The 14,424-nt window shown below is 70.0% G+C and carries 16 protein-coding genes, 1 other RNA gene and 1 riboswitch; of the genes, 7 read left to right on the forward strand and 10 right to left on the reverse strand.

Going from position 1 to position 14,424, the window contains the following annotated elements; translation table 11 throughout:
- Positions 1 to 12: 12 nt before the first annotated feature.
- The 6 genes from cobC to HWY45_RS05460 are packed head-to-tail and all read right to left on the reverse strand — an operon-like array spanning position 13 to position 6,210.
- Positions 13 to 597 carry an alpha-ribazole phosphatase gene (gene cobC / locus HWY45_RS05435; RefSeq protein WP_059883987.1) on the reverse strand — a complete coding sequence of 195 codons (585 nt, stop codon included), beginning with the start codon at positions 595 to 597 and terminating at the stop codon, positions 13 to 15.
- Positions 582 to 1,358 (reverse strand): adenosylcobinamide-GDP ribazoletransferase, encoded by a 777-nt coding sequence (locus HWY45_RS05440; RefSeq protein WP_059883988.1) that lies wholly within the window; start codon positions 1,356 to 1,358, stop codon positions 582 to 584. Before HWY45_RS05440 ends, cobC begins: the two co-directional genes overlap by 16 nt.
- Complete coding sequence (cobT, locus tag HWY45_RS05445) at positions 1,348 to 2,400, reverse strand: nicotinate-nucleotide--dimethylbenzimidazole phosphoribosyltransferase (RefSeq protein ID WP_059883989.1); 1,053 nt, start codon at positions 2,398 to 2,400, stop codon at positions 1,348 to 1,350. Before cobT ends, HWY45_RS05440 begins: the two co-directional genes overlap by 11 nt.
- A 52-nt stretch (positions 2,401 to 2,452) precedes the next feature.
- Positions 2,453 to 3,265 carry an ABC transporter ATP-binding protein gene (locus HWY45_RS05450; protein WP_059883990.1) on the reverse strand — a complete coding sequence of 271 codons (813 nt, stop codon included), beginning with the start codon at positions 3,263 to 3,265 and terminating at the stop codon, positions 2,453 to 2,455.
- A complete protein-coding gene (locus tag HWY45_RS05455) occupies positions 3,262 to 4,266 on the reverse strand; it encodes a FecCD family ABC transporter permease (protein WP_059564436.1) in 1,005 nt (334 codons plus the stop codon). Before HWY45_RS05455 ends, HWY45_RS05450 begins: the two co-directional genes overlap by 4 nt.
- 42 nt (positions 4,267 to 4,308) lie before the next feature.
- Positions 4,309 to 6,210, reverse strand: coding sequence for a TonB-dependent receptor plug domain-containing protein (locus HWY45_RS05460; RefSeq protein ID WP_059883991.1), 1,902 nt, complete (start codon positions 6,208 to 6,210; stop codon positions 4,309 to 4,311).
- Positions 6,211 to 6,275: 65 nt separating this feature from the next.
- Positions 6,276 to 6,530, reverse strand: a riboswitch (cobalamin riboswitch).
- 165 nt (positions 6,531 to 6,695) lie between these two features.
- Between HWY45_RS05460 and HWY45_RS05465 the strand changes: the two genes are divergently transcribed.
- The 5 genes from HWY45_RS05465 (at position 6,696) to HWY45_RS05485 (ending at position 9,095) form a co-directional block, all read left to right on the forward strand.
- Complete coding sequence (locus HWY45_RS05465) at positions 6,696 to 7,046, forward strand: hypothetical protein (protein ID WP_059564434.1); 351 nt, start codon at positions 6,696 to 6,698, stop codon at positions 7,044 to 7,046.
- Complete coding sequence (locus HWY45_RS05470) at positions 7,043 to 7,357, forward strand: cell division protein ZapA (RefSeq protein ID WP_059564433.1); 315 nt, start codon at positions 7,043 to 7,045, stop codon at positions 7,355 to 7,357. Before HWY45_RS05465 ends, HWY45_RS05470 begins: the two co-directional genes overlap by 4 nt.
- An 80-nt stretch (positions 7,358 to 7,437) precedes the next feature.
- A non-coding RNA gene (ssrS, locus tag HWY45_RS05475) (6S RNA) lies at positions 7,438 to 7,619 on the forward strand.
- Between the two features lie 87 nt (positions 7,620 to 7,706).
- Positions 7,707 to 8,168: an EVE domain-containing protein gene (locus HWY45_RS05480; RefSeq protein WP_059883992.1), complete on the forward strand. Its 462-nt coding sequence runs from the start codon at positions 7,707 to 7,709 to the stop codon at positions 8,166 to 8,168.
- Positions 8,169 to 8,354: 186 nt separating this feature from the next.
- Complete coding sequence (locus tag HWY45_RS05485) at positions 8,355 to 9,095, forward strand: SIMPL domain-containing protein (protein WP_059810718.1); 741 nt, start codon at positions 8,355 to 8,357, stop codon at positions 9,093 to 9,095.
- 82 nt (positions 9,096 to 9,177) lie between these two features.
- On the opposite strand, the gene lgt is transcribed toward HWY45_RS05485, so the two are convergent.
- Together lgt and HWY45_RS05495 are read right to left on the reverse strand one after the other, a co-directional pair.
- Positions 9,178 to 10,062: a prolipoprotein diacylglyceryl transferase gene (gene lgt, locus HWY45_RS05490; RefSeq protein WP_059883993.1), complete on the reverse strand. Its 885-nt coding sequence runs from the start codon at positions 10,060 to 10,062 to the stop codon at positions 9,178 to 9,180.
- 90 nt (positions 10,063 to 10,152) lie between these two features.
- Complete coding sequence (locus HWY45_RS05495; RefSeq protein ID WP_059883994.1) at positions 10,153 to 11,073, reverse strand: LysR family transcriptional regulator; 921 nt, start codon at positions 11,071 to 11,073, stop codon at positions 10,153 to 10,155.
- Between the two features lie 138 nt (positions 11,074 to 11,211).
- On the opposite strand from HWY45_RS05495, the gene ilvD reads away from it, so the two are divergent.
- Together ilvD and HWY45_RS05505 are read left to right on the forward strand one after the other, a co-directional pair.
- Positions 11,212 to 12,885, forward strand: coding sequence for a dihydroxy-acid dehydratase (ilvD, locus tag HWY45_RS05500; protein WP_059883995.1), 1,674 nt, complete (start codon positions 11,212 to 11,214; stop codon positions 12,883 to 12,885).
- 90 nt (positions 12,886 to 12,975) lie between these two features.
- Positions 12,976 to 13,299 (forward strand): c-type cytochrome, encoded by a 324-nt coding sequence (locus HWY45_RS05505; protein ID WP_059810760.1) that lies wholly within the window; start codon positions 12,976 to 12,978, stop codon positions 13,297 to 13,299.
- 36 nt (positions 13,300 to 13,335) lie between these two features.
- On the opposite strand, the gene HWY45_RS05510 is transcribed toward HWY45_RS05505, so the two are convergent.
- Together HWY45_RS05510 and HWY45_RS05515 are read right to left on the reverse strand one after the other, a co-directional pair.
- Positions 13,336 to 13,956 carry a DUF2486 family protein gene (locus HWY45_RS05510; RefSeq protein WP_059810715.1) on the reverse strand — a complete coding sequence of 207 codons (621 nt, stop codon included), beginning with the start codon at positions 13,954 to 13,956 and terminating at the stop codon, positions 13,336 to 13,338.
- Positions 13,957 to 13,981: 25 nt separating this feature from the next.
- Positions 13,982 to 14,398, reverse strand: a complete 417-nt coding sequence (locus tag HWY45_RS05515) for a DNA polymerase III subunit chi (protein WP_017333905.1) — start codon at positions 14,396 to 14,398, stop codon at positions 13,982 to 13,984.
- Positions 14,399 to 14,424 lie beyond the last annotated feature (26 nt).

The following is a 14,424-nucleotide window of genomic DNA, read 5'->3' on the forward strand; positions in this document are numbered from 1 at the left end:
CCCGCGGGGCGCTCATGCGTCCCAGTGCACGAGCTCCCAGCCGCCGGCCGCATCGTGCATGTGCAGCCACACGACGCCACCGAACGGCACGGGCCGCGACAGCAGTGTGTCGAGCGGCACGTGCAGCACCTGCGACGCGAACGCGCGAATCACCCCCGCATGCGTGACGGCCCATTGCGGGGCACGGGTTTCCGCGGCTGAATCGACCGCGCGCGAAACCCGCGCGGCGAAGCGCGCCACGCTTTCGCCGCCATGCGCGCACGCATGCATCAGGTCGGCCGCCCATGCGTCGAGCGCGGCGCGGTCGATGTCGTCCCAGCGCTGCCCTTCCCACGCGCCGAAATCCATTTCCTGCCAGCACGCATCGCGCCGCAGCGGCACGCCGAGCGCCTGCGCGAGCGGCGCGCCGACCGACGCGCAGCGCACGAGCGGGCTCGACCACACGCATTGCGGCAGCGGCGCGCGCAGTTCGGCGAGACGCGCGCGCATCGCCTGCGCGCCGGCCTCGGCCGATGCGGCGAGCGGCACGTCGCTGCGCCCGTAGCACACGCCCGGCTCGACGCCGACCGCCGGATGCCGGATCAGGACGACGTCCATCCGAGCACCACCAGGTAGATCGCGAGTTCGCTCAGCTGCTGCGCGAAGCCGAGGCAATCGCCGGTATAGCCGCCGATGCGCCGCACCAGATAGCGCGCGAGCCACGCGCGCAGCAGCGCCAGCGCGGCGAGCGCCGCCACGCCCGCGCGCCAGTCCGGCCAGAACAGCCACGGCAGCCCGAACGCGGCCGCGACGCACGCCGCACGGGGGCCCATCCGCTGCGCGACCGGCTTCGCCTTGCCTTCCGGCCGCACGTAGTCGAGCGACATCAGCAGGCTCACCGCCGCCGCGCGGCTCGCGGCGTGCGCGGCAATCATCGTCCACGCGGCGCGCAGCGGCGGCAGCGCGGCGAGCGCCTGCCACTTCAGGCCGAGCGCGATCACGAGCGCGGCCGCGCCGAACGTGCCGATCCGCGAATCGTGCATGATGCGCAGCACGTCGTCGCGCGTATAGCCGCCGCCGAACGCATCGCAGCTGTCGGCGAGGCCGTCCTCGTGGAATGCGCCGGTGGCGAGCAGCGTCGCGGCGATCGACAGGCCCGCCGCGATCGACGCGGGCAACGCGTGCAGCGCGGCGAGGTAGACGAGCGCGCCCCACGCGCCGACGCACGCGCCAACGAGCGGGAAATAGCGCGCGGCCTGGTCGAGATCGCCGGCCGCATAGCCGATCGCGCGCGGCACCGGCACGCGCGTGAAATAGCCGAGCGCGACGAAGAAATAACGCAGTTCGGCGCGCAGGCCGCTCGCGCGATCAGGCGTCACGATCGTCGACGCCTGCGGATTCGAAGCTCGCCATCTCGCTCATGAACGCGGCCGCCGCGCGCACGAGCGGCAGCGCGAGCGCCGCGCCCGTGCCCTCGCCGAGCCGCAGGTCGAGCGCGAGCAGCGGCTTCGCGCCGAAATGCTCGAGCATGCGCCGGTGCCCCGCCTCGTTCGACGTGTGCGAGAACACGCAGTAGTCGCGCACGGCCGGCGCGAGCCGCTCGGCGACCAGCAGCGCGGACGTCGCGATGAAGCCGTCGACGAGGATCGTCATCCGCTCGCTCGCCGCGGCGAGATACGCGCCCGTCATCATCGCGATCTCGAAGCCGCCGAACGTCGCGAGCACGTCGAGCGGCTCGGTCGCATCGGGGTGCTGCGCGAGCGCGCGTTCGAGCACTGCGCGCTTGTGTGCAAGGCCTGCATCGTCGAGGCCCGTGCCGCGGCCGACGCACCCGTCGAGCGGCACGCCGAGCAGCCGGCTCATCAGGCACGCGGCCGACGACGTGTTCGCGATCCCCATCTCGCCGAAGCCGATCACGTTGGTGCCGAGCGCCGCGTGATGACGCACGCGCGCGGCGCCGGCGGCGAGCGCGCCGAGCGCCTCGTCGCGCGTCATCGCCGGCTCGTGCGCGAAATTGCGCGTGCCGCGCGCGACCGGCAGCGCGATCATCCGGTCCGATGCGGGCAGCGGCGACGCGACGCCCGCATCGACGATCTCGAGCACGCTCTGCGCGACGCCCGAGAACGCGTTGATCGCCGCGCCGCCGGCGAGGAAGTTCGCGACCATCTGCGCGGTCACGGCCTGCGGATACGGGCTCACGCCTTCGGCCGCGATGCCGTGATCGGCGGCGAACACGATCGTCGCCGGGCGCTGCACGAGCGGGCGCTCGGTGCGCTGGATCAGGCCCAGCTGCAGCGCCAGCGCCTCGAGCTGGCCGAGGCTGCCGGGCGGCTTGGTCTTGTGGTCGATCACGTGCTGCAGGCGCGCGCGCAGCGGTGCGTCGAGCGGCGCGATGTCGGGGAGGAAGTCGGTCGGGTTCATCGGAGGTTCGCCTCGTTGGCGCGGCAGGCGCCGCGCATCGAAAGAATGGAATTCATCGTCGCGGCGGCCACGCGGGCAGCAGCGCGTCGTGGTCGTCCTGGCGGATCAGCACCAGCGGATAGCCGAACGCGTCGCTCGCGCGCTCGGGTGTCAGCACGTCGTGCACGGGCCCGGCCCACGCGTGGCCACGGCCGTCGAGCAGCAGCGCGTGCGTCGCGAAACGGCGCGCGAGATTCAGGTCGTGGCACGAAAACAGCACGGTGCGCGCCCCCCCGTCGAGCCATGCGCCCAGCGCGGTCAGGCAATCGATCTGGTGATGCAGGTCGAGATGCGCGAGGGGCTCGTCGAGCAGCAGCAGCGGTGCATCCTGGCACAAGGTGGTGGCCAGCGCGACGCGCTGCCGCTCGCCGCCGGACAGCGACAGCACGTCGCGCCCGGTGAACGCCGCGAGGCCGAAGGTCGCGAGCGCGTCGCGCGCGGCCGCGCGGTCGCCGTCGCGCTCCCAGCCCCAGCCGCCGAGATACGGGAAGCGGCTGAGCAGCACCGTGTCGAACACGGTTGCGCTGAACGCGTCGTGCAACTGCTGCGGCATCAGCGCGCGACGTCGCGCGAGCTGCTCGGGCGCCCAGTCGGCGAGCGGCCGGCCGTCGGCCTCCACGTGGCCGCCCGCCGGCGCGTGCAGGCCCGCGAGGGTCGCGAGCAGCGTCGTCTTGCCGGCGCCGTTCGGCCCCGCCACGCACCAGAGCTCGCCGGGCCGGAACGCCTGCGTGAAGCCGTCCAGCAGCGTGCGCGCGCCGGCCCGCAGCGTCAGGCCGACGGCCGCGTAGGCGATGCCGCCGGCATCGAGGGATCGGGTTGCGGTCATCGCATCGGTCTCCTCAGCAACATCCAGAGGAACACCGGCACGCCGATCAGCGCGGTCATCACGCCGACCGGCAATTGTGCGGGCGCGATCACGGTGCGCGCGAGCAGGTCGGCCGCCATCACGCCGCCGCCGCCCGCGAGCATCGCGGCGGGCAGCAGCATGCGCTGGTCGTTGCCGAACGCGAGACGCAGCGCGTGCGGGACGACGAGGCCGACGAAGCCGATCGTGCCGGCCGTCGTCACCGCCGCGGCCGCGGCCAGCGACGCGACCAGGTAGATCCGCATGCGCAGCCGCGCGACCGGCACGCCGAGCGCGAGCGCGGTCGCATCGCCGCGCAGCAGCACGTTCAGCTGCGGCGCGGCCGGCAGCGCGACGCATGCGGCCAACGCGAGCGCGCCCCACGCGAACCACGGCGCCGTGACGCCGTTCAGGTCGCCGGTCAGCCAGAAGATGATGCCGCGCAGCCGCGCGTCGGGCGCGAGCGACAGCAGCAGCGTGACGAGCGCGCCCCACCCGGCCGCGATCACGACGCCGGTGAGCAGCAGCCGCGGCGACGCGTCGCGCGGGTCGCCGCGCCACAGCTCGCGGCGCGCGAGGCCGAGCACGAGGCCGACCGACACGAGCGCGCCGGCGAATGCCGACGCATCGACGAGCCACCACGCGCCGCCCGCGATCATCGCCACCAGCGCGAAGCCGGCCGCGCCGCCCGACACGCCGAGCACGTACGGCTCGGCGAGCGGATTGCGCAGCAGCACCTGCAGCAGCGCGCCCGCGAGCGCGAGCAGCGCGCCGCAGCCGAAGCCCGCGAGCGCGCGCGGCAGGCGCAGCGTGCGGACGATGTCGGCGAACAGCGCGGCGTCGCCGCCCGCATGCGGGGCCAGCGACGCGAGCGCCTGCCACGGCGAGATCGGCACGCTGCCGATCGTCAGCGACGCGACGAACAGCGCGGCGACCGCGGCCGCGAGCGCGGCCCAGATCGCGGCGGCGCGCGCGGCGCTCATGCGGCGGCCCGCATCGCGCCCGCCGGCTTGCCGCCCGGCCGCTTACTGCTGCTGCCAGCCGAGCGTGACGTAGGCGCCGCGCCGCGGCGTGTTGTATGCGTAGGCAAGCTCGTAGTCCTTGTCGAAGAGGTTGTCGATGCGCGCGCTGACGTACCACGCCTTCGTGATGTTGTAGCGCGCGGACAGGTTGACGAGCCCGTAGCCGCCGAGCCGCCCGCCGCCCGAATCGTTGCGCGCGCCGCTGACGAGCCACTCGCCGCCGACGCGCAACGGGCCGAACGCATGGCTCGCCGACGCCGACGCGAACCGCCGCGCGCGGCGGTCCAGGTCCTGATTCTGCGTTTCGTTGACCGGATTCTGCAAGGTGCCGGCCACCCGCACGTCGGTTGCGCCGACGTGCCCCTGCCACGATGCCTCGAGCCCCTGCACCTTCGCGCGGCCGACGTTGCGCGCGACATAGAAGCCGCTGCGCGCGTCGGGCTGGTAGTCGATCAGGTTCGCGTAGCGGGTCTGGAACGCGGTGACGCGCACGACGCCCACTTCGTCGGACGCGTACTGCACCGCGGCCTCGACCGAGTGGCTGCGCTCGGGCTGGATCGACGCGTTGCCCGCGTTCGGGTAGTAGAGGTCGTTGAAGGTCGGCGCGCGAAACGCGCTCGAATAGCTCGCGGTAACCTTCCACCGATCGGTGAGCTCGAGACCGTAGCCGAGATAGTAGGAATTCGCGCCGCCGAAATCCGAATACTGGTCGCGCCGCACGCTCGCCTGGAACTGCTGGCGGCCGACGCGCCCCGTATAGCCGAGCCAGCCGGAGTTCACGTGGCGCTGCGGCGCGGAATACACGTTCGACATGAACTGCTGGTCGAGACGCTCATAGCCGGCCTGGATCGTGTGATCCTGCGCGATCCGGAAATCGTTCTGCCACGTGTACTGGCGGTTGTCGGTATTGAAGTGGTCGGTGTACGCGCCGTTCAGCTGCGTCTGGCTGCGATCGTTGCCCGCGGCGACACTGACGTGCGTCGTCCACCAGTCGAACAGCTTGCCGTTCGCGAACGCGCGCGCCTGCTGCACGCGCGAATAGAGATTGTTCAGGTCGGCCGGCGCGCCGAATGCATTGTCGTAGCTGTTGTTGCCGTTCGCCTGGAAGTAGCTGACGCCCGCGTCCCAGCGCGCATCGAAGCGATGGCGCAGCGATGCGGTCACGCTCTCGTTGAGGTAGCCGTTCGCGTTCGGGTTCGCACTCGGCCGCTTCGCCGGGTCGAGCGCGGAGAAGCCGTTGTCCTTTTCGCGCGCGACCGCCACGCTGAAGGTCGTCCTGCCGTCGCCGTCGAGCCGGCCCGACACGCCGGCCTGCTGCGTCTGCGTGCCGTAGCTGCCGAGGCCCACCGCGAAATTGAAGCGCGGCGGATGGTTGCCGCCGTCCTTCGTGAACACCTGCACGACGCCGCCGATCGCGCCCGAGCCGTACAGCGACGACACGTTGCCGTTCACGATCTCGACGCGCTGGATCTGGTCGAGCGGCAACTGGCTGAGCTGCGCGTTGCCGAGGCTCGCGGAGTCGACCCGCACGCCGTCGATCAGCACGAGCGACTGGTTCGACTGCGCGGCGCGCAGGAACAGCGACGCGTTCGCGCCCGGGCCGCCGTTGCGCACGATCTGCGCCCCCGGCGCGAACGCGAGCAGGGTCGGCAGATCGGCGCCGGGGTGCGCGGCGATGTCCTGCGCGTCGAACACGGTCGTTTGCGGAATCGCGTCGGCGAGCGCCTGCGGCGCGCGCTGCGCGGTCACCACCATCGGCGCGAGCAGCGGCGCGTCGGCGTGCCGCCCGGCGGCGGGTGCGGCGGAGTTGGAAGACGGGGTGTCGGCGGGGGCCGTCTGCGCGGCGGCCGCGAGCGGCAGCCCGCATAGCGCGCCGAGCGCGGTGCGGGCGATTGGGGTCAGCATCGAAGAAGTCCTGTGAACCGCAGCGCAGCCTGCTTCCCCGCGGGCCGCGCGTCACGGAGCCCGCGTGCGGGCTCCCCGCCTCGGCCGGTATCCGGGCTGGCGGCGTTCCGGCTCGCCTTCCCGCGCGAACAGCACGCGCAGTGGCCTGCGCCCGCGTGCATGTGGCACACGCCGAGCGCACCCGAGCCGGCCTGCATCGTCCGATGCGGCCGCTTACCGTTGCGGGGGCAGCGCAGGTTGGCGGCGCGCTGCGGCGCCACGCCCTGCTTCCCGTTTAACCGCGCGTCGCACGCGCGAGCACCGAGGCGGCGCCAGTTTAGGAGCGGGCCGCGCGAGCGTCAAGAAAGCATCCGGCCGCACGCAAAACCGGCTCGCGATGCGCGCATTCGAGGCAAGAAGCGGGGGTGTTACGACTGGAAACGTTACAGATGTCGGAATGCGCGTTATTCCGCGCTAAAATGCTGGGTCTTTAGAGGACGCAGCAGATGCTCAACGAACTCGAAACCCTATCTCAAAATATTGGCCGACTGATCGCGCTGAATCAGCGCTATCACTCGGAACGACTCGCGCTCGAGGAGCAGGTCGCGCAATTGCGCGCGGAAACGGACACGGTGCGCAGCGAGCTCGCGCAACTGCGCGAGGAACGCAATGCGCTCGCGGAGGAACGCGACACGCTGTCGGCAAAGATCGACGACGCGCAGGTGAAGCTGAACGCGATTCTCGAGAAGCTGCCGCGCACGAAGAGCGTGGCGGAGGCCGACAACCAGCTCGACCTGCTGGATACGCAGGCGCGCACCGATCGCGACGACGCAGCCAGCCACGGAGAACATGCATGAGCACCAAGCAGATCGAAGTCTCGATTCTCGGCCAGGCCTATCGGCTTGCCTGTTCGGCCGAGACCGAAGCGGCGCTGCTGGAGGCGGTCGCGCGTGTCGACGCGGAAATGACGAAGATCCGTTCGAACAGCTCGGTGCGCGGCACCGACCGCATCGCGGTGATGGCGGCGCTGTCGCTCGCGTCGGAACTGCTGCGGCTGCAAACGAGCGTGCGTCACGGTGAAGCATTTCCGGCGGAAGAAATCCGGCGTACAATGCACCAGATGAACGAACAACTCGGTGCAGTGCTCGCACAGCACGAGACGCAGTAACCTCGAATCGAAGCGTCGATTTTCCTTGATCTCGACGGTCAACGGTGGTCAAATTGGCGCGTAGATTCACAGTTCAATCAGCTTCCCTGCCTGGTTCGCCAAGGTCATATATTCCTTGAACCAATGCCATGTGCACGGTTGCGGAAATTTGTAGCACGGGCGCGCGCGTCACTCTGTCTGATGTACCCGAAGTGCTGCTAACTGCGACCAATTCTGAACCCTAGGTTCAGGATGCCGGCCTAGCGGCTAAGGCGGGGGCCTATCCAACGGCATCGGGCAATTCCCGGTGCCGTTTCCTTTTGTAGCCGCCGCTGTTTGCAGCAGCCTCTTTCTGCGTCGATTACGATCCATGCAATTCTGGCTGATGAAGTCCGAACCGGACGAAGCGAGCATCGACGATCTCGCGAATGCGCCGCAGCGCACGCTGCCGTGGACGGGCGTGCGCAACTATCAGGCGCGCAATTTCATGCGCGACACGATGAAGATCGGCGACGGCGTGCTGTTCTATCACTCGAGCTGCCCCGAGCCTGGCATCGTGGGCCTCGCCGAAGTGTCGTCGACACCCTACCCCGACCCCACGCAGTTCGATCCGAAGAGTCCCTATTACGACCCGAAGTCGACGCGGGAAGCGCCGCGCTGGCTGCTCGTCGATGTGCGCTTCGTGAAGAAGGCGGCGCTCGTGCCGCTCGGCGCGCTGCGCGAATACGACGAACTCGCGGACATGCGCGTGCTCGCGAAAGGCAACCGGCTGTCGATCACGCCCGTCACGCGCGCCGAATGGCGCTTCATCACCGAACGGCTGATGAAGTGAGCGCAAGCGGACGAACGTCAAATTTGGTCAGCGCAGCGCGGCCCGCCCGGAACTCGCGGCGCCCTCGCACGGCCTAAGCAACCGCTGCCGGCCGATCGGGCCGGCTGTCGTTTTTTTTCGTCGCGCGGTCCGCCCGCGTCGCGCACGCGTGATCCGCGTGCGCGCCCTCGCACAAGGAGTCCAACAATGACCAAGAAATCCGCACTCGCGCTGTCGCTCGTTCTCGCTGCCGCCGTGCCCGTCGCGCTGACGCTCGCGTCGCCGGCCGCGCGCGCACAGGCCGTCAACCCGCACTTTCCGGAGCCGTCGGGCGTGCTGTCGCTGTCGTCGCAGGCGAGCGCCGAGGTGCCGCAGGACATCATCCACATCACGCTGTTCTACGAACAGCAGGCGAAGGACCCGGGCAGCCTGACGTCCGCGCTGAACCAGCGCGCCGATGCGGCGCTCGCCCAGGCGAAGGGCGTGTCGGGCGTCACCGCGCACACGGGCGCGTTCTCCGTCTATCCGAGCACCGACCGCGACGGCAAGATCTCCGCGTGGCGCGGCCGCACGGAGATCGTGCTCGAATCGCGCGATTTCGCCGCGGCATCGAAGCTCGCGGGCCAGCTGTCGAACCTGATGCAGATCGCGAACGTCGAGTTCTCGCTGTCGCCGGAAGCGCAGCGCGCGGCCGAGCAGAAGCTCACGACCGAAGCGATCAAGTCGTTCCGCGTGCGCGCCGACGAGGCCGCGAAGGCGTTCGGCTACAACAGCTATGCGATTCGCGACGTGAACGTCGGCGGCGGCCGCAACGTGCAGCCGTATCCGCGCATGATGGCGATGGCCGCCCCCGCGATGGACAGCGCGAAGATGAGCGCACCGATCGCGGTCGAAGGCGGCAAGGCGACCGTGTCGGTCACGGTCAACGGCTCGGTGCAGATGAAGTAACGCGCGCCGCAGCGCGAATGCAAGAACGCCGGCCCGAAGGCCGGCGTTTTTCGTTGATGCACGCGTCAATCGCGGGCCCGCATCACGCGGCCGCAGCGCGGCGGCGATAAGCCCAAGCCATCATCAGGACGCCCGCGAGGATCATCGGCAGCGACAGCCACTGCCCCATCGACAGGTTGAGCGCGAGCAGGCCGAGGAAGTCATCCGGTTCGCGCGCGAACTCCACCGTGAAGCGCGCGAGGCCATAGCCGATCAGGAACAGCGCGGACACCGCGCCCATCGGCCGCGACTTGCGCGCGAACAGGAACAGCACGAAGAACAGCACGACGCCTTCGAGCGCGATTTCATAGAGCTGCGAAGGATGGCGCGGCAGCATCTGGTACTGCATGAACACGTCGGTCAGGTGCCACTTCTCGACCAGCTCGGGATGCTTCGGCAGCCATGCCGCGTCGTCGCGCATCGCGCCCGGGAACAGCATCGCCCACGGCGAATTCGGATCGGTCACGCGGCCCCACAGCTCGCCGTTGATGAAGTTGCCGAGCCGGCCCGCCGCGAGCCCCGTCGGCACCATCGGCGCGACGAAGTCGGTGACCTCCAGCCAGTGGCGCTTGCGCTGCCATGCGAACAGCGCCATCGCGAGCGTCACGCCGAGAAAGCCGCCGTGGAACGACATGCCGCCTTCCCACACCTTGAAGATGTCGAGCGGATGCGCGAGGTAATAGCTTGCCTTGTAGAACAGCACGTAGCCGAGGCGGCCGCCGAGCACCGTGCCGAGCACGCCGTAGAACATCATGTCGTCGATGTCCTTCACGGTCCAGCCCTGCGCGGCCACATGCGGCAGCTTCAAGCGGATCCGGCCGACGACGATCGCCGCGATGAACGCGACGAGATACATGAGCCCGTACCAGCGCACGGCCAGCGGCCCGAGATGGATCGCAACGGGGTCGAAATTCGGGTGAATGATCATGGGTTAGCGGTGAAGTTTTCGAATGCGGTGCGACGGCATGCAAACGTGCCGCGCCGCGCGTTGGACGGCGCCGGTGCGCCATCGTTCGCGTCATGCGTGCGTATTTGCCTGCGCACGCACGATGTCGATGAAGCCGGCCAGCACCGGACTGACGTCGCCGGTGCGCCACACGAGGCCCGTCTCGACGACGGGCGCCCCGCCGGCGAGCGGCCGATAGACCACGCCGGTGCGCCGCAGGTTACGCAGCGATTGCGGCACCAGTGCGACGCCCATGCCGGCCGACACGAGGCTGACGATCGTCTGCATCTGGATCGCCTCCTGGCCGATGCGCGGGGTCTCCCCCGCCGCACCGTAGCAGCCCGTAATGATGTCATAAAAGCCGGGCGCCAAACGGCGCGGGAAGATCACGAGCGGCAGCGCGGCGACGTCGGCGAAGCGCACCGGCACATCGTCGGACGCGTCCGGCGATCCCGTCGCGGGCATCGCCAGCACGAGCGGCTCGCGCACCACCGGCAGGTACGACAGCTCGGCCGCGTGGCGCGGCGGCACCGGCGGAATGATCAGCCCGGCATCGATGCGGCCCGCGACGAGCTCCTCGATCTGCACGTCGCTCGTCGCTTCCGCGAGCTGCAGGCGCACCCTCGGGTAGCGCGCGCCGAACGCGTGCAGCAGCGACGGCAGCAGCCCGTAATCGGCGGTCGACACGAACGCGAGCGCGAGCGAGCCGGTCTCGCCGCGCGCGAGGCTGCGCGCGAGCGGCGGCAGCGCGTCGGCCGCCTCGAGCAGCTTGCGCACGTCCGGCAGCAGCGCGGCGCCGACCGCCGTCAGCGCGACCGAGCGCTTGGTGCGGGCGAACAGCACGACGCCGAGCGCGTCCTCGAGCGCGCGGATCGCCTGCGACAGCGGCGGCTGCGTCATCGACAGGCGCGTCGCCGCGCGGCCGAAATGCCGCTCCTCGGCGACCGTGACGAAATAGCGCCATTGGCGCAGGTCGGGGGTCGGGTCAGTCATATGAAAATCGACCTAATAGGCGATGAATAATATATTGGACACCCCAAAAGGGAAACTGCATCCTTGCCTCATCCGGACCGGTGCGCCGCGCGCGGCCGTATCGGCCGACGTCCCCGCGAAACAAGGATGGAGCCCCCCATGCCCTACAACCGCCGCTCGAAGAACGTCACGCAAGGCGTGGCCCGTTCGCCGAACCGCTCGATGTATTACGCGCTCGGCTACCAGAAGGAAGACTTCGACAAGCCGATGATCGGCATCGCCAACGGCCATTCGACGATCACGCCGTGCAACGCGGGCCTGCAGCGCCTGTCCGATGCCGCGGTCGCGGCCGTGAAGGCCGCCGACGCGAACCCGCAGATCTTCGGCACGCCGACGATCTCGGACGGCATGTCGATGGGCACCGAAGGGATGAAGTACTCGCTCGTGTCGCGCGAGGTGATCGCCGACTGCATCGAGACCTGCGTGCAGGGCCAGTGGATGGACGGCGTGGTGGTGGTCGGCGGCTGCGACAAGAACATGCCGGGCGGCATGATCGCGCTCGCCCGCCTGAACGTGCCGGGCATCTACGTGTACGGCGGCACGATCCGCCCCGGCCACTGGAAGGGCAAGGACCTGACGATCGTGTCGTCGTTCGAGGCGGTCGGCGAGTTCACCGCGGGCCGGATGTCGCAGGAGGATTTCGAAGGGGTCGAACAGAACGCGTGCCCGACGACCGGCTCGTGCGGCGGCATGTACACCGCGAACACGATGAGCTCGTCGTTCGAGGCGCTCGGCATGTCGCTGCTGTATTCGTCGACGATGGCGAACCCGGACCAGGAAAAGGTCGACTCGGCCGCCGAATCGGCGCGCGTGCTGGTCGAGGCCGTGAAGCGCGACCTGAAGCCGCGCGACATCATCACGAAGCAGTCGATCGAGAACGCGGTGTCGCTGATCATGGCGACGGGCGGCTCGACCAACGCGGTGCTGCACTATCTCGCGATCGCGCATGCGGCCGAGGTCGAGTGGAGCATCGACGACTTCGAGCGCATCCGCAAGCGCGTGCCGGTGATCTGCGACCTGAAGCCGTCGGGCCAGTACGTCGCGACCGACCTGCACCAGGCCGGCGGCATTCCGCAGGTGCTGAAGATCCTGCTCGACGCGGGCCTGCTGCACGGCGGCTGCATGACGATCACGGGCCGCACGCTCGCCGAGGAACTGAAGGACGTCGCGAGCGTGCCGCGCGCGGACCAGAAGGTGATCTACCCGATCGATCAGGCGCTGTACAAGGAAGGCCACCTCGCGATCCTGAAGGGCAACCTCGCGGAAGACGGCGCGGTGGCGAAGATCACCGGCCTGAAGAACCCGGTCATCACCGGCCCCGCGCGCGTGTTCGACGACGAGCAGAGCGCGATGGACGCGATCCTCGGCGACCGGATCAATGCGGGCGACGTGATCGTGCTGCGGTATCTCGGCCCGCAGGGCGGCCCGGGGATGCCCGAAATGCTCGCGCCGACGTCGGCGATCATCGGCAAGGGCCTCGGCGAATCGGTCGGCTTCATCACCGACGGCCGCTTCTCGGGCGGCACCTGGGGGATGGTGGTCGGCCACGTCGCGCCGGAAGCGTTCGTCGGCGGCACGATCGCGCTCGTGCAGGAAGGCGATTCGATCACCATCGACGCGCACGCGCTGCTGCTGCAGCTGAACGTCGACGACGCCGAACTGGCGCGCCGCCGCGCCGCGTGGAAACAGCCGGCGCCGCGCTACACGCGCGGCGTGCTCGCGAAGTTCGCGGCGCTCGCGCGCCCGGCGAACCAGGGCGCCGTGACCGGCTGACGCCGGGCCGGGCGCGCGAAAAACGCGCGCGCCCTTTGCTTTTATAATTTGCAGACGTCATGCCGGCTGTGCCTGCCGGCGGAGAACTGCATGAAACAGACGATTTTGCGCGCAACGATCCTGACCCTGCTGCTCGGCAGCGCGGCGGCCCACGCCGCCGACGCCGACGGCCTGGCGCTCGCGCAGCGCAAGAACTGCATGGCCTGTCATGCGGTCGGCAAGCCGCTGATGGGCCCGTCGTTCCGCGATATTGCCAGCAAGTACGCGCCGCGCAGCGACGCCGGCGACTATCTCGCCCAGACGATCGTGAAAGGCAGCGTCGGGGTATGGGGCAATGTGCCGATGCCCGCGAACACGCAACTGACGGGCGCCGAGGCGCACACGCTCGCAACCTGGGTGATGTCGCTCAGATAACGGCCGCCCCGCCAATGCCCGCAAACGGGCGCCGGCTCAGTCCGGATGCCCGGCCCCGCGGCGCGCGATCTCTTCGTCGACCGCGTCCCGCACCCACTCCATCACTTCGGTTTCGAGCGCCAACGCCACCTCGCGCGTGATCTGGCTGACGAGCCATGCCGTATGGTCGTGCAGCGCATCGCGGCAGCGCGCCTCGATCGCCTCCCGCCCCGCTCCGGTCAGGTAGCTCGTCAGACGATTGCGCAGCCGCTCGGCGATGCGCTGCGCGTCTTCCGGCGTCAGCGCGGCCGGCGCGGGCGCAGGCGCCTGATGAACAGCCGCCGATGCGGCAAGCGCTGCCGCCGCCACGGCTTCCTGCTCACCGGCGACCGGATGGTCGGCACCGCCACGTGCCGGCAGTTCGACGGCCGGCACGTGCGGCGTCGGCACCGGCTCGACGGTCACCGTTTCGGGGTCGGCTTCGACTTCAGCCGGCCGCGTGTCGGCAGCCGCCGCGTCCGCGCGCGCCGGATCGCCCGGCGCGATCACGTCGGTGAGCACCGGGATTGCCGCGTCGTCGCGCGGGGTCGCGCCCGCACGCGGGTGCGCGCGCGCCGGATTGCCCGGCACCAGCACGTCGGTCAGCGTCGGGATGGAGTTGGATTCGGCTTGCCCCACGGGGATACTCCGTCGACTGGGTTGGCTAGCTGCCCTGCTTGTGGTTGTTCAGAGCGTAACCCCGATCGCGATAGAAGCGGTAGCGCTCGCGGCCCGCCGCCAGCTCGGCCGGCTCGTTGCCGACCACCTCGAGCAGCCGCTCGAAGCGCGCGAACTGCGCCGGCACCGTCGCGCCGAGATTCAGCAGCACCTGATGATGCGGCGCCTTGTCGAGATCGGTGGTCAGCACGATCGGCGTATCGGCCGCGTGCGCGCTGTCGACCCCGCAATGCGGGATGAAATCGAGCGGCGAGAACGTCCAGAGCCGCTCGTCGAGCGCGCGCAGGCGCGCGGGCTCGGCGAGCACGACGACCGGCAGCCCAGCCTGGTAGGCCTTGCGCAGCAGCCGGCACGCGTAGGCGAGCGAATCGCCGACGTTCGTGTGGAAATCGATCCGCGTCATTGCCCGAACGCCCGCCGCGTCATCCG

Origin of the sequence: Burkholderia stagnalis, from assembly GCF_902830275.1 — a bacterium.
Lineage (GTDB): Bacteria > Pseudomonadota > Gammaproteobacteria > Burkholderiales > Burkholderiaceae > Burkholderia > Burkholderia stagnalis.